General features: G+C 33.9%; 22 protein-coding genes and 1 tRNA gene. 14 read left to right on the plus strand and 9 right to left on the minus strand.

Features of this window, described 5'->3' with window-relative positions; translation table 11 throughout:
- The first annotated feature begins 41 nt into the window (after positions 1–41).
- Positions 42–518: a hypothetical protein gene (locus BLT57_RS04105; RefSeq protein ID WP_091422669.1), complete on the plus strand. Its 477-nt coding sequence runs from the start codon at positions 42–44 to the stop codon at positions 516–518.
- On the opposite strand, the gene BLT57_RS04110 is transcribed toward BLT57_RS04105, so the two are convergent.
- From BLT57_RS04110 to BLT57_RS04125, 4 genes are read right to left on the minus strand one after another with little or no spacing between them, the layout of a single operon-like run.
- Positions 515–1,252, minus strand: a complete 738-nt coding sequence (locus BLT57_RS04110; RefSeq protein WP_091422671.1) for a Bax inhibitor-1/YccA family protein — start codon at positions 1,250–1,252, stop codon at positions 515–517. The genes BLT57_RS04105 and BLT57_RS04110 overlap by 4 nt on opposite strands.
- Positions 1,252–2,124 carry a hypothetical protein gene (locus tag BLT57_RS04115; RefSeq protein ID WP_091422673.1) on the minus strand — a complete coding sequence of 291 codons (873 nt, stop codon included), beginning with the start codon at positions 2,122–2,124 and terminating at the stop codon, positions 1,252–1,254. The genes BLT57_RS04110 and BLT57_RS04115 overlap by 1 nt, the downstream gene beginning before the upstream one ends.
- A gap of 54 nt (positions 2,125–2,178) precedes the next feature.
- Positions 2,179–3,306, minus strand: coding sequence for a glycosyltransferase (locus tag BLT57_RS04120; protein WP_091422676.1), 1,128 nt, complete (start codon positions 3,304–3,306; stop codon positions 2,179–2,181).
- The gene (locus tag BLT57_RS04125) at positions 3,306–4,280 is read right to left on the minus strand and encodes a lysylphosphatidylglycerol synthase domain-containing protein (RefSeq protein ID WP_091422679.1); all 975 of its coding nucleotides are present in this window, start codon (positions 4,278–4,280) and stop codon (positions 3,306–3,308) included. Before BLT57_RS04125 ends, BLT57_RS04120 begins: the two co-directional genes overlap by 1 nt.
- Before the next feature lie 26 nt (positions 4,281–4,306).
- Here BLT57_RS04125 and BLT57_RS04130 point away from each other — a divergent pair, with 26 nt between their 5' ends.
- The 10 genes from BLT57_RS04130 (at position 4,307) to BLT57_RS04175 (ending at position 10,883) form a co-directional block, all read left to right on the plus strand.
- Positions 4,307–4,945: an outer membrane beta-barrel protein gene (locus BLT57_RS04130; protein WP_091422683.1), complete on the plus strand. Its 639-nt coding sequence runs from the start codon at positions 4,307–4,309 to the stop codon at positions 4,943–4,945.
- Positions 4,945–5,499, plus strand: coding sequence for a crossover junction endodeoxyribonuclease RuvC (gene ruvC, locus BLT57_RS04135; RefSeq protein WP_091422684.1), 555 nt, complete (start codon positions 4,945–4,947; stop codon positions 5,497–5,499). Before BLT57_RS04130 ends, ruvC begins: the two co-directional genes overlap by 1 nt.
- 73 nt (positions 5,500–5,572) lie before the next feature.
- Complete coding sequence (locus BLT57_RS04140; RefSeq protein ID WP_091422687.1) at positions 5,573–6,445, plus strand: DUF6252 family protein; 873 nt, start codon at positions 5,573–5,575, stop codon at positions 6,443–6,445.
- A 100-nt stretch (positions 6,446–6,545) separates the two neighbouring features.
- A complete protein-coding gene (gene hemW, locus BLT57_RS04145; RefSeq protein WP_091422689.1) occupies positions 6,546–7,679 on the plus strand; it encodes a radical SAM family heme chaperone HemW in 1,134 nt (377 codons plus the stop codon).
- Complete coding sequence (locus BLT57_RS04150) at positions 7,676–8,425, plus strand: cyclase family protein (RefSeq protein ID WP_091422692.1); 750 nt, start codon at positions 7,676–7,678, stop codon at positions 8,423–8,425. The genes hemW and BLT57_RS04150 overlap by 4 nt, the downstream gene beginning before the upstream one ends.
- A 44-nt stretch (positions 8,426–8,469) precedes the next feature.
- Entirely contained in the window at positions 8,470–9,078 is a 609-nt protein-coding gene (locus tag BLT57_RS04155) for a DUF4230 domain-containing protein (protein WP_091422694.1), read from the plus strand.
- Complete coding sequence (locus BLT57_RS04160) at positions 9,075–9,437, plus strand: MmcQ/YjbR family DNA-binding protein (protein WP_091422697.1); 363 nt, start codon at positions 9,075–9,077, stop codon at positions 9,435–9,437. Before BLT57_RS04155 ends, BLT57_RS04160 begins: the two co-directional genes overlap by 4 nt.
- A gap of 138 nt (positions 9,438–9,575) precedes the next feature.
- Positions 9,576–10,154 (plus strand): alkylphosphonate utilization protein, encoded by a 579-nt coding sequence (locus BLT57_RS04165; RefSeq protein WP_091422698.1) that lies wholly within the window; start codon positions 9,576–9,578, stop codon positions 10,152–10,154.
- A gap of 4 nt (positions 10,155–10,158) precedes the next feature.
- A complete protein-coding gene (locus BLT57_RS04170) occupies positions 10,159–10,422 on the plus strand; it encodes a DUF1272 domain-containing protein (protein WP_091422701.1) in 264 nt (87 codons plus the stop codon).
- Positions 10,423–10,604: 182 nt separating this feature from the next.
- Positions 10,605–10,883, plus strand: coding sequence for an STAS domain-containing protein (locus tag BLT57_RS04175; RefSeq protein WP_091422703.1), 279 nt, complete (start codon positions 10,605–10,607; stop codon positions 10,881–10,883).
- Here the strand turns inward: BLT57_RS04175 and BLT57_RS04180 are convergent, their stop codons facing one another.
- The 4 genes from BLT57_RS04180 to BLT57_RS04195 all read right to left on the minus strand — a co-directional run bounded on the left by BLT57_RS04180 (position 10,884) and on the right by BLT57_RS04195 (position 15,438).
- The gene (locus tag BLT57_RS04180; RefSeq protein ID WP_091422705.1) at positions 10,884–11,354 is read right to left on the minus strand and encodes a nuclear transport factor 2 family protein; all 471 of its coding nucleotides are present in this window, start codon (positions 11,352–11,354) and stop codon (positions 10,884–10,886) included.
- A 42-nt stretch (positions 11,355–11,396) separates the two neighbouring features.
- The gene (locus BLT57_RS04185; RefSeq protein ID WP_091422708.1) at positions 11,397–12,497 is read right to left on the minus strand and encodes a DUF4407 domain-containing protein; all 1,101 of its coding nucleotides are present in this window, start codon (positions 12,495–12,497) and stop codon (positions 11,397–11,399) included.
- Between the two features lie 113 nt (positions 12,498–12,610).
- A complete protein-coding gene (locus tag BLT57_RS04190; protein WP_091422710.1) occupies positions 12,611–15,070 on the minus strand; it encodes a M56 family metallopeptidase in 2,460 nt (819 codons plus the stop codon).
- A gap of 2 nt (positions 15,071–15,072) precedes the next feature.
- Positions 15,073–15,438 carry a BlaI/MecI/CopY family transcriptional regulator gene (locus BLT57_RS04195; protein WP_091422712.1) on the minus strand — a complete coding sequence of 122 codons (366 nt, stop codon included), beginning with the start codon at positions 15,436–15,438 and terminating at the stop codon, positions 15,073–15,075.
- A 125-nt stretch (positions 15,439–15,563) separates the two neighbouring features.
- On the opposite strand from BLT57_RS04195, the gene BLT57_RS04200 reads away from it, so the two are divergent.
- On the plus strand, positions 15,564–16,958 hold the full coding sequence (locus BLT57_RS04200; RefSeq protein WP_091422715.1) for a M28 family peptidase: 1,395 nt from the start codon (positions 15,564–15,566) through the stop codon (positions 16,956–16,958).
- A gap of 70 nt (positions 16,959–17,028) precedes the next feature.
- On the opposite strand, the gene BLT57_RS04205 is transcribed toward BLT57_RS04200, so the two are convergent.
- Complete coding sequence (locus BLT57_RS04205) at positions 17,029–18,417, minus strand: dipeptidase (RefSeq protein WP_091422718.1); 1,389 nt, start codon at positions 18,415–18,417, stop codon at positions 17,029–17,031.
- 131 nt (positions 18,418–18,548) lie between these two features.
- Between BLT57_RS04205 and BLT57_RS04210 the strand changes: the two genes are divergently transcribed.
- Positions 18,549–18,630, plus strand: a tRNA-Leu gene (locus BLT57_RS04210).
- A 341-nt stretch (positions 18,631–18,971) separates the two neighbouring features.
- Complete coding sequence (locus tag BLT57_RS04215; protein ID WP_091422720.1) at positions 18,972–21,347, plus strand: GAF domain-containing protein; 2,376 nt, start codon at positions 18,972–18,974, stop codon at positions 21,345–21,347.
- Positions 21,348–21,365 lie beyond the last annotated feature (18 nt).

Below are 21,365 nucleotides of genomic sequence, written 5' to 3' on the forward strand. Positions count from 1 at the left end.
ATATTTAAAAAAATTGTACTTTTCGGTTTCAGTAGAAATCAATGAAACGGATACTTTTTTTTCTCATCTTATTAAATCTTTTTGCTTGCGACTATTTCGATAAGAAAAAGGTATATACTGAAGATATTCTCGAAGAAGAATTACAAACATTCAATTGGAATGAAGTGGATGAATATCCTGCGTTTGAAACTTGTGAATCAGCTTCTGGAAAAGAGGATAAAAAGAAATGCTTTGAAACGACTTTACGAAGTATTCTAAATTCCAATCTATCAAAGCACCATATAATCGTCTCTGAAGATATTAATGACACCCTTCAACTTAACATAACGATTGATAATCAAGGTAAATTTACTATAAACAACATTGCCAGTAAAGCAACCACAAAAGCACTCATTCCTGATTTGGATAGTTTATTACGACATAGTTTAGATTCACTACCCAAAATTTATCCTGCAATCAAAAGAAGTCAACAAGTAAAAACTCAATTTGTATTGCCAGTCATAATAACGATTAATTAGAATCGTTTTGTGAGCTTCTGCATAAGTCTTAAGATTTCAACGTAAAGCCAGATAAGTGTCGCTAAAAGTCCCCAAGTGGCTAGCCATTCTTTAGATTTGGGTGCGCGATTTTTATGGCGTTCTATGTAATCAAAGTCTAAAAGCAATGCAAAAGACGCCACTATTGCAGCGATACAATTAAACACAATAGCAAACCATGAGGTTCCCCATATATAAGATTTAATTCCGAAGAACCCTAGAATCATTGAAATCATATATACTACAAAAATACTAACAGCTGAAGTAATAATGACACTTCTTAGTTTTTTGGTAACCACAATAATGCGTGTTTGATATAAGAGAAGCATGACAAGAAATGTGACAATCGTAACACCAATAGCTTGGTATGGCAACTCCGGAAAATTTTTATGCGCATATGCTGAAAAGCCACCTAAAAACAAACCTTTGGCAATCGTATAAATGGGTACCAAAATAGGAGCCCATTGCTGTCTTACTGAAATTACAACACTTGTGATTATTGCACCTAACATACCGCCTAATGTGAACCAACGAACACTTATACCATCTTCACTGAGTTTCCATATGTAAGCCGTTATTGCCGCAATCACTAGGATACACAGTAAAGATTTGACGAAAATACCAGTAACGGTCATTTTCTTGTTAGTGACTTTTGGCCCTTCCCAAAAATAACCAGAAAACACAGGGTTGTTCGTCTTATAGTTTGATAATCGCATTAGAGATTAAACTTAAAGCCAATTGAAAAATCTTGTGAAAAATTACCCTGATTATCCAAGAGTAAAGCAAATAATTCGTTGTAAGCTAGAGTGATATAGCTGTTTTCAGTAACTCGAATATCTGCACCAACACCAAATATGAATGGTACATCAAAAGCGGTTTCGTTAAATTCTTCCGTAGTAATTGTGCCATTGTTATCTGTTACAACTACGGCATTCGAAAAGTTCAACGTAGCAAACTTGACATTTCCATAGAGACTAAAGGTCTCCTTATTAATAACTCTAAACCGGTAACCTAATGCTACTTCTGTTGTTGAGTATTGTAATTCATCTTGTTCAACTACATGTTTTAATTGCAGGAATGCTGCATGTCTGGAAATTTGATTTGCATCTAAAACTTCAAACTCAGCTCCAAAAAGAGGCGTAGTTAAATTATCTGGATTTGTTACAAATGGGCTGTTGGTCAAACCACCAAAAACGCCAAGTCTAAACTGTAATTTATTTCTTATCGCAGTAGATTGGTAGGTTGAATCAACAGTACTATTATAGCTGTCTATAAATTCTTTTAAACTAAATAAAGTGAGGTTTAAACGTTTTGTAGACATTGTATTATTAGTAAATTCTATGAGTATGTCTTTGTATTCCGATTGGAATTTTCCGTCTTTTTTTGTGTTTTTTAGTTCTATAATGGTACTGGTTTCTGTTCTTACGAAATATCTGTATTTTCCGTCAATGATATTCCATAATAAATCCAGTTTGCCTTCAACTTCAGTCTTCAATTGTAATTGTTCTCCCTCAACCATATAAATATCTTGCGCTTGTGTAAAGGTAAAGGTGAAAAAGAGGCATAATAAACAGATAAATTTTTGCATTGCGATTATGGGTTATGATTCAGGTAAATCTAACAAAAATAAATGGAAACATCACTATTTAGTGTAGGTTCTGCCTTTCCATTTATACCCTTTAAAAACTGAAATAAACCCAATATAAACACTGAAAAATGGATATAATACACTTGAAAACAGATAGGATGGTAAATACTGTTCTTGATTAAAAAAGCGAGCCGTTTTAAACAGGAGTAAGAAGTCTATAAGGATTTTAATGAGATAGGTATAGAGAAAGGTTTTCAAAGTAATAATACCAACGAGAAATACCAAAGGTAAACATACCAGTAGTGCGTTCATTATAAGCACTGTAAATCCAGCTGCTTTACCAAAACCGTTATGATAAGTCGATGTTTTTGCAGCCCATCGCACCCGTTGTGCTTTTAGAGATTTAAAATTTGATTGTGCTGGTGTGGAGACTATGACTTGATTATTTTTCAGATAATGAACGGTGTTCTTATCCTGTTTTACAGCTTTTTCCAAAAGAAAGATATCATCGCCACTTGCAATATTTAGATTCCCTGAAAAACCATTTAGTGTATTGAAAAAGTCTTTTCTGTAAGCTAAATTTGCACCATTGCATAAGAATGGCTTTTTGATACCGAAACCTCCAATGGTAGCACCTTGCAGACTTAGAATGTCTAAAATTTGAAAGCGTTCTAAAAAAGTATGTGCCTTCGTTAGAGCCACAGGAGCAATAATAAGATTTGGTTGATGACCTTGTATGTATTGATCAAAAATATCCAACCAATATTTAGGCACTAAACAATCGGCATCAGTGGTGACAATCCAGTCATATTTGGCGTGATGAATTGCCATGGTGATAGCATCTTTTTTAGGGGAGTTTGATTGTCGATTGTTTTTAAAAACTGAAATTTTTAAACCATCAAAGTCATGGTTAAAGCTATGGATGAGCGCTACAGAATTGTCTGAAGAATCGTCATCTACCATAATGATTTCAAAATGAGACCTTGGATAATTTAATTCTGAAATGGACGTCAATAAGGCTTCCAAATGAGCCGCCTCATTTCTAAAGGGAATGACTATTGAGAATTTAGTTTTTGCAGAAATGTCAATTGTTTTAAAATCTAGAACTTTATCAAAACCATAGACCAAACTGCCAATCAAACACAGGTAAATACTTGTAATAATAAAAATGATGATGAGCATTATTGTTGTTCGGTTTTTGGAAAATTAAAATTGAGAACATAGTAGCTTCCAAATGCACTGGGCAATACAAAATTAAGCAACCACATAATAGTAATAATAGAAAGTGTAGTGAATTCATTTACACCAACTATTGTAAAAAGAAAAACTGCAATACTTCCTTTAATTACCACATCAAATATAAAAAGGGATGGAATAATTGACGAGAGCATATACATCGTGGTAATGACAATCATGGCGTTATAATAGCTTACATTTACTCCAAAGAGGTGCAGTAAAAAGTAAAACTGAAATGAAAATATGAGGTACCTTATAAGTGAAAGTGAAAAGTTCTTTAAATGCATTTCTCTCGGTAAATGCTTGAAGAAGGTTTTTAAACGTTCTATGGTAAATCCTTTTATTTTGAATCGTTTTTGTTTTAATCCAAAAACAGTAAAACCACCAATGATCACAAAAAGAACTATAAATCTGGAAACTCTGAAGTAATCAATGTTTAAATCATACTTCGCTTGCATCAGAAAAAAACCAAGTAGTCCAAACATCATGGTCACTGACATTTGCATCATATTGCTTAACAAATTAATAAGCATAATTTGTTTGCGTTTAGAACTATGGTAGTAAATAGCTTTAGCGCCATATTCCCCAATACGATTAGGTGTAAAAAGAGAAGCTGTCAAAGCCCCTAAACTTTGTTCGAGTGCATTTTTAAAGGAAATGTGTTTCACATAGCCCACTAAAGTTTTCCATTTTATGATTTCAAAAACCCAGTTAAAAAGGCTTAAAATTATCAAAAAAGCAATGTTTATGATCGAAAATGATTCGTTTTCGCTTAAAAATACTAAAAACTGACTAAAATCTAAGGCGTCATTATTGGCCAGTTTTTGATAAATAAAATAAAAAGCCCCAACTACAATACTTAATTTAATAAGTACAAAAAAGAATTGTTTAGTTTTGTAAGGAAGGCTGCCAAAATACATAGCACAATTTAAATTATTATACTGATATGACCTCAAATTATAGGCTACAAATATTACCAATTATTGTTTTGGTTCTATGTTGTATCTCTACTACTTACGCTCAACGAGATACTAACAAATGGAAAGCGCAAATAGCAATAGGAGTTAACAGTCCGTCACAATCTGGTTTTGTAGATGGCTTTGTCGGTAAATCTATCAACTTCCCTACAGTTAACTTAGGGATTCAACACATGTTTAAACCAGAATTAGGAGCAAAGTTTGACTTCGGATTTAATCGGTTTTCTAGCGATGACGCAAGTTTGGTTGACTTTAAAACAAATTATACCAGAATAAATATTCAAATGGTTTATGATCCAACAGAAAGGTTAGGGTTTATGCCTCGGCGGATGGGATTAGTAGCTCATGTTGGACCTGGTTATTCTTTTGTGAAACCATTAGGTGATTTTGGAGCAAATGATAACTCGTTTTTAAATGTCATGGCTGGATTGGAATTTCACTATGGATTGACACAACAAATATCTGTCTATTCAGACCTGTCTTATATTTTAGGTTTATCCGGTGATTTTGAGCCAGAGACCGACGGATTTGGATCATTCAACGGGAATCTTTTAACCATCACTTTCGGAATTACATTTTCGATAAGTGGATGTCAATACTGCGATTAATGAGTAACGAAAAAATTATATTAGGGATTGATCCAGGAACAACCATTATGGGCTTTGGGCTTATTAAGGTGGAAGGCAAAAAAATGTCATTTCTTCAACTCAACGAATTAGATCTTAAAAAATACAGCGATCATTACCTCAAACTCAAACTCATTTTTGAACGAACAATAGAACTTATTGATACGCATCATCCTGATGAAATTGCTATTGAAGCCCCATTCTTTGGGAAAAACGTTCAGAGTATGCTAAAGCTTGGTCGCGCTCAGGGCGTTGCTATGGCTGCAGGATTATCGCGTGAGGTGCCCATTACTGAATATTCGCCTAAAAAAATCAAGATGGCCATTACCGGTAACGGAAATGCCAGCAAAGAACAAGTTGCAAAAATGCTTCAGAGTTTACTGAATTTGAAAACCTTACCGAAAAATTTAGATGCAACAGATGGTTTAGCTGCCGCAGTTTGTCATTTTTACAATCAAGGGCGTATAGAGATTGGAAAAAGTTATTCTGGTTGGGGAAGTTTTGTAAAACAGAACGAGGATAGGGTTAAGAAATAGTGTCAATTTAATTCTAATTATGTAAGAATTTATCTATATAGAATTATATTTACGAAAATTTAAAACTCTTATTATGAAAAATTTGAAAGTATTTAAACTGTTTATTCTATTCATTTTAGTTTTTGGATGTTCAACAAATGATGATAGTGATAACGACAATCTTTCCACAAATAATTCAATGACAATTGTTGTTGATGGTGTTACATATACCTTTAACAGCTTTATTGGAATTAAAACCTTTGACAATATCGAAGTATTGGGTTCTAACGACAATGACGAAAATTTTTACATGAGATTTAATGAAAATGGAGTCATAGATAATGCTAGTTTTTATAGCACGGATTTTGAAAATGACTTTGATTTTACATCGTCTTATTTCTGGGCCGATGGTATGTTCGATTTAAATAATCTATCTATAGACGAAGGGAATATGGTTGTAAATGCCGATTTTAATGGCACTATTTATGAGGATCCTTTCATCATTGCTGACGGAGGTAGTGCTACTATTAATTCTGGAAGCTTTAATATAGTATACAGCGTAAATGAAAACGCTACCGTAGATGTGTTTTTAGATGCAAATGTGAATGGTCAAACCTATGAGAGTGTGAAAACAGGACAAACAGGAGGCTTTTTTGTTGGTACAGATATCGCTTTAACAGGATATTCGGATAAAGAATTTGACATAGCAATCGCATTTAATCCGAGTAATACCATAACTGGAACTTATGAGTTTTCGACGGGTAACGAAATTGAAAAAGTTTTAGTCTCACGCTATAACCCCTTTACTGACGAATATCAAGAATACATGACCAATGGAACCTTAATCATCGAAGAAATTGTTTCAGGTTTTACAAGTTACATTAGAGGTACTTTTGAATTGTCAGCAAATGATGGTCAGGGTGATGATTTAAATATTACAAATGGGGAATTCTTTTTAGTGTATTAAAATCTCTCAGATTTATAAAATAAAAAAAGTTCCTTTCAATTAGGAACTTTTTTATTTGCACTAACTTTATATTCTAAAACATTTTAAATAGTAAATTTAGTTGAGCGGCATCTATATCCATATCCCATTCTGTAAACAAGCATGTCATTATTGTGACTTTCATTTTTCTACCTCACTTAAAAAGAAGGATGAATTGATTCAGGCATTAGCTGCAGAATTACAAATGCGGAAAATTGAGTTTCAAAATACAATTGTAGACACCATTTATTTTGGAGGCGGAACACCAAGTCTATTATCAAATGAGGAACTACAATTTATAATCGATGCTGTCTATAGCAATTATCAAGTTTCCGAAGTACCAGAGATTACTCTTGAAGCCAATCCTGATGATCTGACTAAAGAGCGCATTCAGTTATTAGCACAAACACCAATCAATAGATTAAGTATTGGGATTCAGTCTTTTTTTGAAACCGATTTGCAACTGATGAATCGTGCGCATAATGCAGAGGAAGCCGAAAACTGTTTGCAAGTGGCTAGGCGTTATTTTGATAATATTACAATCGATTTGATTTATGGTATTCCGGGATTGAGTAATGAACGTTGGAAAGAAAATATTGATATGGCGTTGCGTTATGATATTCCGCACATTTCAAGTTATGCATTAACAGTTGAACCCAAAACAGCATTAGAACATTTAATTAAAAAAGGTGAAATTAAAAACGTTGATGATGATGCAGCGCAAGTCCAATTTCATATGTTGACAGATAGATTAGAGGCTGAAGGTTTTGTGCATTATGAGCTCTCTAATTTCGGAAAGGAAGGGTTTTTTAGTCGAAATAATTCAGCCTATTGGTTAGGAAAATCTTATATAGGTATTGGTCCTTCTGCGCATTCGTTTAATGGAAATGAGCGCAGTTGGAATGTTCGTAATAATTCAAAATACATCAATGCCATTGCGTCGAGTAGACTGCCCATGGAGACGGAAACCTTAACGGTCACTGATAAATACAATGAATATGTGATGACCGGCTTGCGAACGGTTTGGGGAGTTTCAATACATAAAGTTTCTAAAGACTTCGGGAAAACCTATAAGGATCACCTATTATTACAGGCTGATTCTTTTATAAATCAACAATTATTGTATATTAATGATGAAAAAATAATGGTTACCAAAAAAGGAAAGTTTTTATGTGATGGTATCGCTTCTGAACTTTTTATGCTCAACAACTCATGATAGCAATAATACAATATAATTCCAGAAAATTACAAATAGATTTATCACAACCTTTAGATATTTCAATTCCAATTCGCGCTTCAAAATCAAATGTTAATGCATGGTATATTGATGAGCCTCATATTGCTCCTGAAGTGATTGAAGATACCACCATAAGTGTATCACAGGGCGCTTCCACAAATTTTAATGGAATCCGTTTTAACCCCCATGCTCATGGCACACACACCGAATGTGTTGGCCATATTACAGAGACCGTGTATTCCATCAACCAGAATTTAAAGACCTTCTTTTTTCTTGCAGAAGTTGTTACCGTCGCTCCCGAAGTTAAGGGCAACGATACGGTAATTTCAAAAGCCCAATTGCAGTTTGCTTTAGGAAACAAAAAACGAGATGCTATTGTAATTAGAACCATACCTAATACGACTGAAAAATTATCACGACAATATTCACATACCAATTGGACTTACTTGGAAGAAGATGCTGTAGCCTTCTTAGTTAAAAAAGGGATTAAGCACTTGTTAATTGATTTGCCTAGCGTAGATAAAGAAGAAGATAGTGGCGAATTAAAAGCTCATAAAATGTTCTGGAATTACAGCGGTAAATTAAGAAAAGACTGTACCATTACAGAGTTAATCTATGTTCCTAATGCTCTGGAAGATGGAGAATATTTTTTAAACCTTCAAATTGCACCCTTTGAAAATGATGCAACGCCTAGTAAACCTGTGCTATACCAAATTATGGAATAATTATTGTCTTACTGATGGAGTGTCAGGACCTCATAAACATATCTATGGAAACATTTTTTATCATTATTATAAGCATACTCATCACTTTAGGAGCTGTGACCCTGTTTAAACAGTTAAAATTAAAAAGACAAACCAGTTCGCAATCGATACTATTGTTAGATAAGATTAAAAAAGTATGTAAGTTTATTACTGTAGAAGGTGATTTTGCTGAAATCTATCATTATGAAGATGTGAAGCAACGTTTTTTAAAATTAGTGTCCAGTAAAAAGAAAGCTCTGGTAGTTATTAATGCTAAAGCTCATGTAGGGTTTGACTTGTCTAAGATAAAAATGGACTCTAACATTAAAACTAAAACTCTGAAATTATATCATTTTCCACAACCAGAAGTATTAAGTATTGAAACCGATTTGAATTACTACAACAAAACGGATGGCATGTTTAATAAATTTGAAGCTTCAGACCTTACCGAGTTGCATAATGAAGCGAAGCAACATATCATGAATAAAGTCCCTGAAAGCGGACTCTATGACATTGCGAAACGCGAAGCGCTTGAGTCGGTGATACTTATTGAAAGTATTGTCCAAACTATAGGTTGGACCTTAGATTATTCAGATTTAAAATTAGAATCAGAAGACAAGACATTACTAGAATGAATATAGAAGACTACAGAAATTATTGTATGAATAAAAAGGCAGTGACAGAGCACTTTCCCTTTGATAAAGATACGTTGGTTTTTAAAGTTTTAGGTAAAATGTTTGCCCTTGCATCATTAGAAAAATGGGAACAAGGAGAAGGATTTATCAATCTTAAATGTGATCCTGAATACGCTCAAGAATTAAGAGATCTCTACGATAGTATCAAACCAGGATACCATATGCACAAACAACAATGGAACAGCGTTTACATTCATAACGGTGATCTTCCGCCTCAATTAATTTTAAAATTAATAGACCATTCTTACAATATGGTTATTCAAGGCATGACTAAAAAAATGAGAGCGCAGTTAGAGTAAATACCATCAACACCATTAGTCTGTACTTAATTTAAGCTAAACGAAGTGTGTTTTCACTTAGTCTTATTGTATTATTTTCATCATCTATGTTATCACTTTACAATTCCTATATTTGTTTACCTAAAACAAACAATTAAAATGAGTGTACTACAAACTCTGCAAGACCGAAGTAATAACACTTGCGAATTATGCGGGTCTAAACAAGACCTCAAACAATATACCATTCCACCTTCACTTAATGAAAATGTAGCTAATGATCTATTAGTTTGCAGTACGTGTTTGGATCAAATTGAGGGAACATCTGAAATGAATACCAATCATTGGAGGTGTTTAAATGATAGTATGTGGAGTGAGCATGTAGCCGTTCAAATAATGGCCTGGCGAATGTTACAAAGACTTCGAAATGAAGGTTGGCCTAAGGACCTTTTAGATATGATGTATCTAGATGATGATGCGATGACCTTAGCTAGAGCAACTGATGAGCACGAAGATGAAGCTGATAAAATTATTCACCGTGATTCTAATGGTGTGATTTTAGAATCTGGAGATTCGGTTGTGTTGATTAAAGATTTAAAAGTCAAAGGTTCTAGTATGGTAGCTAAGCAAGGAACGGCCGTTAGGAACATTCGTCTAGATCACGAAAATGCTGAATATATTGAAGGAAAGGTTGATGGTCAACAAATTGTAATCATTACGCAATACGTTAAGAAATTATAGAAGCATGTTAGACATAAGGCCAACATGTGAACATTGCAACAAATCACTTCCATTTGATTCTGAAGAGGCAATGATTTGTACGTTTGAGTGCACCTATTGTCAAGACTGTGTCACCCTACTAAAAGAAGTTTGTCCGAATTGTGGCGGTAATTTTTCGAAAAGACCAATACGACCTGAAATCTTATTAAAAATACATCCTGTTTCAACAACAGTAGTTTATAAACCGGTCGACCTTGAGAAACATTATAAAAACATACAGGGATCATAGTCTAATGTCTTTAAAACGTGTAGTTTATCGATTATCTTTAACCGTTTATTATCTATAACCAACCAATGATACATTTAGTCGAAAATATGGTAGACTTGCTCTTATATTTCGGATATTTAAATCGTAATAATATTGATTAATAGCAATCAGAGCAATTACAATATTGACTAAATCGTATTATTATGAACTTAGAAATTACGCACGCTAACAACTTCTTCAAAGTCAAAGGATCTTTAGATAAACACAATATTCATGTGTTTCAAAAAGAATTCAGAAATATTTTTGATAAAGTAAATGCTATTACGGTTAGTTTAGAAAACTTAACGAGTATTGATCGTTTTGGTGTTAGAGCAATTGCGCAATTGCATAATGAAGCCATAACTAAAAACAAACGTTTGTCAATTATTGGATTAGGTCAGGGGAATTTATATCATCACTTTAAGTCGGAAGAAGCGGCTTAATTAGCAGGACATATCGGCAACGATTTTCCATTGGCCATTAATCTTCTTAAAAATAATCATAAAAACACCGTTGGCATCTCCAATTGGTCGTATTAAATGATATTCGCCCATGACCCAATAGTTGTTATTTTCAATTTTAGAGATATCATTGATAACAAAACGTAAAGTCCCAGATTCAGCTTTCGTTGGGTATCTTTCTTTATAGTTTTGTAGGGTTTTCTCCCAGCCTAGAGTAAGGCCATTTCCACCATAAAATTTAAGTTGGTCGCTTTTCCAATACCCTTTCATAAACCCTTCTAAATCATGTTTATTCCAGGCAATTTCTTGAGCTTCCATTATAAGCCTTATTCCTGCCTCAGCCATATTAACATCACTTTCACGCATTTCTGCCGTTTCGGTCGTGACATCTGCTTTAATGCTTATGCAGCTTAGACATAAAAAGGATAACAGAACTATGCTAAAGTATTTCATAAGATTATATTTTAATTTTAATCTAAATGTACTAACTAATCTTTAAAGCGCACTTTTTTGATTATTAAAAAAAGTATCCGCCTGTAGTTGCATTAATTCTCGTGCTTTTTTACGTTTATAATTATACAATTCATCTTCTTCTGCGATATCATTGTATATTTTATTGTTCAAGGCTTGATCCGTTTTTAGTAATATCTTTCGTTCACTTACTTTTTGTTCTACCCATGTTTTAACAGCAGTTTCAATATCTTCGAGTTTATAATCATATTCGCCTTTTGGTGATAATAGTTTAGCAAAAATAGGAGAGGTTTCCACGGCTAAAAACAACAATAGAATAAATAAGGATGGCAGCCAAGGTAATTCACTTAAAGCGTTCACTCGAGCCATTAAACCATCAAAGCCATCAATTATAGGTTGCGTTGCAACGACTTGTGCGTCATAATCAGATTTTAGTTGAGCAATCTGTATTTCTGTTGCTGCAATTTTGGACTTGTTGTCCGCTTTGAGTTCATTTAACTCAGCAAGAGCAGCGTCGTGTTTTTCGCGCTTCTCCTTATAAACAGGACCTTTGCCAAGTAGCTCAGTTCCAGCGGTACCTTCTGCCTCAGAGATATAAATGTCATAGAGTGCATTAACTTCTGCTTCTTTTGTGACTATTTGTGCTTGAAGCGATTGAATATCATTTTCTAAAGCTTGAACATTGGGTGTAAACTGCTCTGAGATTTGAATTTGATTTGCTAAGGTTAATTCATTCTTCTGTTCCAAGAGGACTTGGTTGATTTCCTTTTCAAATATTTTTAGTTCTAAAGGTTTTGAAATCACTACAGCGATAATGACTGCTAAAATAAGACGTGGTGATGCCTGTATGATTTCGTCTATGATATTATTTCGTTTCTTAATAGTTGAAACGATAAAGCGGTCTAAATTAAATATTAATAATCCCCAAACAAAACCAAACCCAATGGCAGTATAAGCATTGTCAAACACGGTGTAAAGCGCATAACTACAAGCGATAAAGGCCATTACAGCCGTGAAAAACACGGTGGCGCCAATGCCAGCATATTTATTTTGTTCGCCGATAGCACAAGTATCGAGAATATCTGTATCGGCACCCGAACAGATGATGAAGAATTTTTTAAGCATGATGATTGTTTTTTGATTGATTGACTATTAGAACGCTAAATGTGGTGTTTTGTTACATTTTTGTATAAAAAAAGCCTCCGTGAGGAGGCTTTTATTACCGAGACTTAGGTTGTTTATTCTTCAGTGTGTTTGGAAAGTTTTACGACATATTTCCCCTTTGCATCTTTTTGAGTTATCATATCAGTTCCTTTTCCTTTATTCTTTCTAGCTATAGTTTTAGCTTCTTTAGCTGTAATTTTTTTTCCATCCATCAAGAAGATTGCTCCTTTTTCTTCCATTTCTTTGATGTATTCTAAAAAGGAAGGGTTTTTGGGCGGTGGCGGTGGTGGAATATCTACCACATCAGGAATTTCAATAATCTCTATGACTTCTCCATTTTTGTTTTTAGCTGTAGTAACTTTTGCATGCTTTTTAGTATTGTAATTATCCATAGCATGATTATACTTTTTCTTTTGTTCTAAAGTCGCTTTTTCTGGTAATGGTGGTGGTGGCGGAACATCTTTGATCTCTCGTATTTCTGGAGATTTTAGTGATGGTGGAGGGGGAGGGGGTGGAAAACTTGGCCATATTTCTGAATCTTTCTTTTGACTAACTGTCATTATATCGTAAATAGCTTTGTATTTATTTACCTCTTTTACTTTTACAATAGGATATGCGTTGACATCATTACTCGCCTTTGCATTAAGCATTTGCCGATTAATGGACCTTGCCCAAGTGTTGTATGCTGCCACTTGCTTTCCTGTGGCTTTTTTTTGTTGTGTTGATAGTTCTATTTGATTTGAACTAAAAAGAATCTTATATTTCTTTAAAAGTTGTAATACTTTTTCGGTATCCGTTTGAGACACTTGATCTTCAGCCTTGAAGCTAATAGTATAGTCTTTAGGTATTTCAAGATTTTGTAAAAATGTTTCCAAAGTATCAAGGTCACCAGTTTCGTTATTAATGATAAGTTTTCCGTTGTCTTTAATAAGAATATTTAGAATAGTTTTCGGAATTTTCTGTACTGCAGGCACAGGAGGAACAGGCAAAATATCATGTTTTTTCAATTCTTCTTTTGTGAATTGATTATAGAATTTATCAGCCTGTGCTTTTAGTATTCTTAGTTCAGAATTGTCTGTCTGGGGACCTTTTAAATAGTCGTGTATGGCAATAGAATATTTCTGACAAATTTCGTTATAACCACTTACAAAAGCTTCTGTATAATACTTATTAAAGCCATCTTTAGTATATAAATTAAATTGAAAAGGTTGTGGAAAGTTTTGGTTACGTGCATTTTTCTGAATTTTTGAACCTGTATAATGTGCAATCTCGCTTATCTGATAGTTGTTTAATTCTGAATTTGAAATATGTTTTCTATCTAACCAAATTGCATACACCTTTTCGTTTTTCCAAGATTCAAATTGAGTAGCTGAAGGTATAGTGGGTTCTACCGAATATAATTCAGGAGTTATTTCTTGAAGAAAAGGATGCGTTTCGACTGAGTTGCGTTGCTCTTTGCTCATAAGGTCATAGATAGCAGTTAAACGCTCAAATGTACCTACAGGTATCAAAAGACTTGAAGAGTCGTTGTTTAGTTGCTTTATCCAGTCTTTGTATTCTTTTATCATTGTCTCAGTCGCGCCATCTTCATATATAACTTGTGGCTCATTGACTTTGTCTAATTGGTTTGTAATTGCTTCTGAAATCTTACTATTTTCTTTTTCTACATATTCTTCTTGAGCAAAACTGTAATAAAGAATAGCAATTATTGGGAGCAGTAATAAACTACTTGCCCAAATTCTGGTTGTTGATGTGTTTGTTTTCATAACTGTAAATCGTTTTTTGATGGATGAATAATTGATGGCACTCACTAATTGATGATTTCGAGTGTTTGATGAAAATTGTAATAATATTTTTTGATAATTAGATGTGTCTGCACCATGCCTTAAAACTGCCTGATCTGCTAAAAACTCATGGTTAAGTTTTATATGATGTTTTAAAATATAGATGAGCGGATGAAACCAAAGTACGATCTGCAGCAGTTCTATAACTATAACATCTATACTGTGTAATTGCTTGGCATGCGTTTCTTCATGTAGCACGACTTCTGAGGGAATAGTGTTATTGTAAAAGTTTAATTCATTCAGAAAAATATATTTAAAGAATGAATGCGGGATGCGATATTCTTTCAACAATACATAAATAAATGAACGTTGAGCAATGGTCTCATTTTTAGAAATAAGACGATAGAGTCTTCTACTATTGACTGCAAATCGCAATAAAAACAGGAATACCCCTAAACCATAAATGAGCCAAAGTGTAATTTCTAAATTGATTACAGGTGATTGCTCGATAGGTATCTCAATCACAGCAGTAGTTTCAAAGGGTATAAAATTCCGTGAACTTTCTATTTTTGGAACAATAGGCTCTACATAAGTTGTTAATGTTAATTTAGGTATTAGTAGAGACAATGCTAATGCTCCTAACAAATAGAATCGTTTAAAGTGATGCATTTTATGACGTTCTAGTAAAAAGACATAAACAAGCCAAAACACTAACAAGCAAGCCGAAAATTTTAATAAATATATCTCCATTATTACTTGCTTTTAATTTCTTTGTCAATTAAAGTTTTTAAGTCTTCTAGTTCCTCTTTCGTTAGATCGGTTTCTTTTGTGAAAAAAGAAGCAAATTGCGATGCACTATCATTAAAAAAGGTTTTGATAAGTGTATTTACATGCTTAGAGAAATAGTCTTTCTTTTTAACCAAAGGGAAATATTCTCTTGATTTCCCATAGAGCTTATAAGCAACAAAACCCTTATCTGCCATGCGTTTTAAAAGCGTAGCAACTGTTGTTGTTGCTGGTTTTGGCTCAGGATAAGCTTCTAATAAATCTTTCATGAAAGCTTTCTCTCGTTTCCAGAGATATTGCATGAGTTGCTCTTCGGTTTTTGATAATTGCATTGCTCTACATTTTTAGAATGAACTCTACAAATGTAGAGTAAAATATGTAATTACACAATAGTTGAGAACGATATTTTATTAAAATCCATTATCTTTGATACCAATTATTAGAAAAAAAGCCCACAATGAAAGCCTTTAAGACTACAATCATATGTCTCCTGTTTTGTTCAGCCACTTCTTTTGGACAGAATATTCAGGATATTATTAATCAAGTTGATATCAATCGTTTGTCACTCATCATTAATGAATTTAGTGGCGAACAAAGTACTGTTGTTAATGGTAGTACAGTGACCATATTAAACAGACAGCAGGCCAATAACGATTTGGCTGCAGATTATTTGGTTGAACGATTTCAGGAACTTGATAACATTACTATAACAGATCAATCTTTCAATAGTAATGGAAGAAACATCATTGCAACCCAATTGGGTCAAACCAACCCAAACGATATTTATGTTATTTGTGCTCATTATGATACTGTGGCTAATTTCTGTGCAGACGACAATGCTACCGGAACTGCTGCGGTACTTGAGGTTGCACGATTATTATCAACACAATGTTTAGATAATACAATTGTCTATGCACTGTGGGATGAAGAAGAAATAGGGTTACGTGGTTCGGCTTTTTATGCCGACTTGGCCGCAGCGAATGGTGATAATATCTTGGGGGTTTTAAATATGGACATGATGGGTTATGACGGCGATGCTCCAGGGCAACCTGGAGACAATGAATTTGATATTGATTACAGAAATATAGCAGGTTCTGTTGCCATGAAAAACGATATCATTTCGGTTCTAAACGCATATACTTTTGACCTTAGTGTTATTGAAGTAAATCCTGGGACTACAGCGAGTGATCATTCAAGTTTCTGGTTTGCAGGTAATGGGACTACAGATGCTTTTTCTGCCGTATTGGTTGGAGAGTCCTGGGAAACTAATGATCAAACACCCGCTTATCATACAATAGCCGATCGTTTTGCAACTTTAGATTTACAATATTATCATGAAATGGTTAAATTGATAGCGGCATATACGGCAACTAAAGGCGGTCTGGTGGCTGTTGATAATACGGTATCCCAAACCATGACAACCTTAACAGCCAATGAATCTTCAGCGACTTATCAATGGATTGATTGCAGTACCAATACACCTATTTCTGGGGCTACAAATCAAACTTATGCGCCAGTAGTTAATGGGAATTATGCGGTTGAAATAACTTCAGGAATATGTATAGAACGCAGTGAGTGTATTCTTTTTGATACACTTGGTTTGGAATCTTTTCTAAATAATGAAGTTAAAGTATATCCAAATCCTGTCAAATCAAATCTTAACATAGAAGTGAATAGTGAGAATCAAGATATTGTCATTAAACTTTACGATTTGTCTGGTAAGTTGATTTTGACTTCAAACTCGACTAAGGTTTTAACTACTTTAGATGTTAAGGAAATACCTCAAGGTATTTATTTTTTAAATGTATCGTCTTCTGAAAAGTCAGGAACCTATAAAATTGTAAAAGAGTAATTCAATAAGATTAAATTAAAAAGCCACCAATGCTGTTGGTGGCTTTTTTTATGAGTCAATAATTAGGATATCATTGGCTGAGTTCTGAAAAATATTTATAGAACAGTGGAATTGTTTCAATCCCTTTAAAATAATTCCAAACACCAAAATGTTCATTAGGGGAGTGGATTGCATCACTGTTTAAGCCAAATCCCATGAGAATGGTTTTGCTTTTTAACTCCTGCTCAAATAATGCGACAATGGGAATACTTCCACCACTGCGCTGCGGAATGGGGTTTTTACCAAAGGTATCGTGATATGCTTTTGAAGCCGCTTGGTAACCAATACTATCAATTGGAGTCACATACCCTTGTCCGCCATGATGTGGTTTTACGTTTACTTTGACACCAGCTGGTGCGATGCTTTCAAAGTGTTTTTTGAAGAGTGTAGTTATCTCCTCCCAATCTTGATGTGGTACTAAGCGCATTGAGATTTTTGCATAGGCTTTACTAGCGATAACTGTTTTGGCGCCTTCACCTATATAGCCACCCCAAATACCATTAACATCTAGGGTTGGTCTAATTGAATTACGTTCATTGGTTGTATAGCCCTTTTCACCATAAACTGCATCTATACCTATAGCATCTTTATATGCTTCAAGTGAAAATGGAGCTTTAGCCATTTCTTTTCTTTCCGTATCGGAAAGTTCTTCTACTTTATCGTAGAATCCAGGTATTGTAATATGATTATCCTCATCATGTAATGACGCAATCATTTTGGTTAGAATGTTTATAGGATTTGCAACCGCACCTCCATATAATCCAGAGTGTAAGTCTCTATTGGGTCCAATAACTTCAACTTCGACATAACTTAATCCGCGAAGTCCAGTGGTAATTGAAGGTACATCTTGAGCGATCATACCAGTATCAGAAATTAAAATGACGTCATTTTTTAGTTTTTCTTGATGGGTTTCCACAAATTTTGAAAGGTTTATACTGCCTACTTCTTCCTCACCTTCAATCATGAACTTCACATTACATGGTAATTGATTGGTAGATGTCATAAATTCCATAGCTTTCACATGCATATACATTTGACCTTTATCGTCACAAGCGCCACGAGCAAAAATCGCACCCTCGGGATGTGTGTCCGTTTTTTTAATGACAGGCTCGTATGGTGGTGAATCCCATAACTCTATTGGGTCTGCTGGTTGTACATCGTAGTGGCCATAAACAAGAACTGTAGGTAAATTTTCATCTATCATTTTTTCACCATAGACAATAGGAAATCCATCGGTTTCACAAATTTCAACATGGTCACAACCTGCACTTTCCAGGCTTGCTTTAATCACTTGTGCCGTTTTAATGACATCATTTTTATAAGCAGAATCTGCACTAACAGATGGTATCTTTAATAAATCAATAAGTTCGTTTAAGAAGCGATCTTTATGTTCTTCAATATAGGATTGAATACCTTGCATAAGTTTTGTTTTTTGAATTCATTCAAAAGTACAAAATTGACTGCGATTTTTTCCTAATTAAAGTTATTTGAATATTGAAACTATTGTTTATATTTGCAACCCGTAATCCTAATAGTATTATGGAGAAAGTTGCAGGCGTGGTGGAATTGGTAGACACGCTAGACTTAGGATCTAGTGCCGCAAGGTGTGAGAGTTCGAGTCTCTCCGCCTGTACTTAATTAGAAAGCTAACTTTAACGAGTTAGCTTTTTTGTTTTTAGTTGGATTCAAAATTACTAGGAATCTATATTAAAGTTTAACAGGCTTTGAAGTCAAGAGTTGTAAATTCTAATTTGAAATAACCTAAGTGTCATTTTTAGTCAAATCTTCTCAAACGGTATTTACCAATTTAGTTATCCGGAATATCAAATAGTTGTAAGCACTTTACTGCTTTAAAACACTCCATTCAATCCTTATTATTTAACATTTGTACGTGTAACATTCTGAGCGTAAGAAAGTCTTATTACTAGCGACTAAACTAATAATTTGTAACTTTGCATGTTCAGAATGGTTCACATGAAAGACATTAATGAAAATATCGAATCACCTTTAGAGTTGAAGGTTAGCTTTGATAAATTGCTTAAGCACTATGAAATATTGTCTCAAAATGAAGACGAATTTATAGCAGCCAAAGCAAGGCGTGTTCTTAAAACAGCGGATGCTTTTCCGGTGTTGCGAGATGGATTTAGTGACACCGCTATCTTAAAAGAACGAGAAAAAGAGATAGGTATTATTCTGCAAGATTCGTTTAGTCCAGTACTAACGAAGAATGAAATTAAAACAGCTTCTGTGCCATTTCATAATTTGATTTTTAATTCTTCAGAACGATTTAAATCAATCATTCAAACTGCTGGTGACGATTTCGAATTAGAGATTAAGAACATGCCCAAAGATGATAAGTACATCATTGCATGTACCATCATTTTATCATTTTGTTATGGGTATCAATTGAATTTTAAACGACCATTTTATTATGAAATCCCTGATGCTAATGGGATAATGCAGTATTATAAAATATTATATAATGCCGATTTCACTGAAATTATACCTAGTGTTGGAGTGCCTAAAATCACTCAAGAGGATGTAGACGAATTATTAGATAATTTTGATAACATCGACTTGTGGAAGAAAAAGTTCCCTCCAAATAGCTATACATTTAAGGGCTTTGTGATCTCGAATATTTTCAATGTGACTGACGATCAATCCATTTCTAATATTAAATCATCGTTGATAGGTGAGGACAAAAGGAAAGATGAAGGCTTTATGGAAGATTTTCATGAAATTTTCAGGTCACTACTAGGTCTTAAAGATATCAAAGTAGGATTTTCTATTTACAATGAAGAAGAAGGCACCTTTGAACGTGTTTATGGCGCTGGAATGAATAGTTTTTTACTTAATAGTTTAGATAATAATGATTGCGCTAATGCTTTATGCAGTAAGTCATATAATGTGTTATTGAAAGATAAGCAATTCTATAGCATATCTGATGTGGATAAATACTATGAGTTGTCAAAAGGGAAAGTGCCACAGTATAAAACCTTGAAGGACCAACATATTAAAAGTGCCATATTAGCTCCTATAGCCAATGAAGACGGCTTGATGGGAATCCTCGAAATTGTTTCAGAACGACCTAAAGTTTTAAATAGTATCAATGCGAATAAATTGATAGATGTAATGCCATTTATTGTCTCGGCTGTTGAACGTTCTAAAAAGGAAGAAGAAAATTTAGTTGAGGCTATTATTCAGACTGAGTGTACCTCCATACATCCAAGTGTGCATTGGCGATTTGAAAAGGAGGCAAAAAACTTCATTAAAGATCAGCTTAATGGTAAGGAGCCTAATTTCAAAAAAATAGCATTTGAAAACATTTATCCGCTTTATGGACAAATTGATATTAAAGGATCTTCTGAAGCTAGAAATGCCGCAACACAAAAAGATTTAACTATTCAATTAGAATCAATTAAGGCTATAGTGCAAAAGGCGTTTACAATAGAAAAGCTACCAATTTATGAGCAGTTTTTATACCAAATAGATAATTATTTGGAAGGGCTAAATTCACGTTTTCAGGTGGATAGTGAACAACAAATTTCCGCCTTCATAAAACAAGATATTGATCCGTTATTAGAGCATCTAAAAGGTGTTGATGCTTTAGAAGAAGAGGTAAATTCATATTTTGAGAGTATTGATTCGAAAGTACAAGTGCTGTATAAGCATAGAAAAGATTATGATGAAACCATTACTTTGGTAAATAATGAAATGGCATCACTTCTAGATAAGAAACAACACGAAGCTCAGGACATGTATCCACATTATTTTGAGCGTTTTAAAACGGATGGTGTTGAACACAATATGTATATTGGAGAAGCTATTACTAAAGAAGAAAACTTTAATCCCATTTATTTATATAATCTGAGGTTATGGCAGTTGCAGGTGATGTGTGAAATGGAGAATGTATTCTATTTAATGCAATCTGATTTCCCAGTAAAGCTCGATGTGGCTTCAATGATTTTGGTTTTTAATCAACCGTTATCCATTAGTTTTAGAATGGATGAGAAACAGTTTGATGTCGATGGGACCTATAATGCCAGATATGAAATCGTAAAAAAACGTGTTGATAAGGCGTATATAAAAGGAACAAAAGAACGTGTCACCCAAAAAGGAAAAATAAGTATTGTTTATTCACAAAAACAGGACGAGGTAGAGTACTTGAGGTATATTAAGTTTTTACAATCAAAGAAGTATGTAGATGACGATGTTGAAATTGTTGAACTTCAAGATCTACAGGCGGTCACAGGTTTAAAAGCAATTCGGGTAAGTGTATTGTATCACAAAAACAAAGATGATAAAGCATTTTATACGTATGATGATTTAATGAAAGAAATTAAAGCTTAATTTTTAGTAAACCATATC

It is taken from the genome of Formosa sp. Hel1_31_208 (assembly GCF_900104785.1).
Taxonomy (GTDB): Bacteria; Bacteroidota; Bacteroidia; order Flavobacteriales; family Flavobacteriaceae; genus Psychroserpens.

What these genes read in the sequence shown, in the direction of transcription:
- BLT57_RS04105 (WP_091422669.1), top strand. Translation starts at nt 42, where the DNA reads ATGAAACGGATACTTTTTTTTCTCATCTTATTAAATCTTTTTGCTTGC.
- BLT57_RS04110 (WP_091422671.1), bottom strand. Translation starts at nt 1,252, where the DNA reads ATGCGATTATCAAACTATAAGACGAACAACCCTGTGTTTTCTGGTTAT.
- BLT57_RS04115 (WP_091422673.1), bottom strand. Translation starts at nt 2,124, where the DNA reads ATGCAAAAATTTATCTGTTTATTATGCCTCTTTTTCACCTTTACCTTT.
- BLT57_RS04120 (WP_091422676.1), bottom strand. Translation starts at nt 3,306, where the DNA reads ATGCTCATCATCATTTTTATTATTACAAGTATTTACCTGTGTTTGATT.
- BLT57_RS04125 (WP_091422679.1), bottom strand. Translation starts at nt 4,280, where the DNA reads ATGTATTTTGGCAGCCTTCCTTACAAAACTAAACAATTCTTTTTTGTA.
- BLT57_RS04130 (WP_091422683.1), top strand. Translation starts at nt 4,307, where the DNA reads ATGACCTCAAATTATAGGCTACAAATATTACCAATTATTGTTTTGGTT.
- ruvC (WP_091422684.1), top strand. Translation starts at nt 4,945, where the DNA reads ATGAGTAACGAAAAAATTATATTAGGGATTGATCCAGGAACAACCATT.
- BLT57_RS04140 (WP_091422687.1), top strand. Translation starts at nt 5,573, where the DNA reads ATGAAAAATTTGAAAGTATTTAAACTGTTTATTCTATTCATTTTAGTT.
- BLT57_RS04150 (WP_091422692.1), top strand. Translation starts at nt 7,676, where the DNA reads ATGATAGCAATAATACAATATAATTCCAGAAAATTACAAATAGATTTA.
- BLT57_RS04155 (WP_091422694.1), top strand. Translation starts at nt 8,470, where the DNA reads ATGGAAACATTTTTTATCATTATTATAAGCATACTCATCACTTTAGGA.
- BLT57_RS04160 (WP_091422697.1), top strand. Translation starts at nt 9,075, where the DNA reads ATGAATATAGAAGACTACAGAAATTATTGTATGAATAAAAAGGCAGTG.
- BLT57_RS04165 (WP_091422698.1), top strand. Translation starts at nt 9,576, where the DNA reads ATGAGTGTACTACAAACTCTGCAAGACCGAAGTAATAACACTTGCGAA.
- BLT57_RS04170 (WP_091422701.1), top strand. Translation starts at nt 10,159, where the DNA reads ATGTTAGACATAAGGCCAACATGTGAACATTGCAACAAATCACTTCCA.
- BLT57_RS04175 (WP_091422703.1), top strand. Translation starts at nt 10,605, where the DNA reads ATGAACTTAGAAATTACGCACGCTAACAACTTCTTCAAAGTCAAAGGA.
- BLT57_RS04180 (WP_091422705.1), bottom strand. Translation starts at nt 11,354, where the DNA reads ATGAAATACTTTAGCATAGTTCTGTTATCCTTTTTATGTCTAAGCTGC.
- BLT57_RS04185 (WP_091422708.1), bottom strand. Translation starts at nt 12,497, where the DNA reads ATGCTTAAAAAATTCTTCATCATCTGTTCGGGTGCCGATACAGATATT.
- BLT57_RS04190 (WP_091422710.1), bottom strand. Translation starts at nt 15,070, where the DNA reads ATGGAGATATATTTATTAAAATTTTCGGCTTGCTTGTTAGTGTTTTGG.
- BLT57_RS04195 (WP_091422712.1), bottom strand. Translation starts at nt 15,438, where the DNA reads ATGCAATTATCAAAAACCGAAGAGCAACTCATGCAATATCTCTGGAAA.
- BLT57_RS04200 (WP_091422715.1), top strand. Translation starts at nt 15,564, where the DNA reads ATGAAAGCCTTTAAGACTACAATCATATGTCTCCTGTTTTGTTCAGCC.
- BLT57_RS04205 (WP_091422718.1), bottom strand. Translation starts at nt 18,417, where the DNA reads ATGCAAGGTATTCAATCCTATATTGAAGAACATAAAGATCGCTTCTTA.
- BLT57_RS04215 (WP_091422720.1), top strand. Translation starts at nt 18,972, where the DNA reads ATGAAAGACATTAATGAAAATATCGAATCACCTTTAGAGTTGAAGGTT.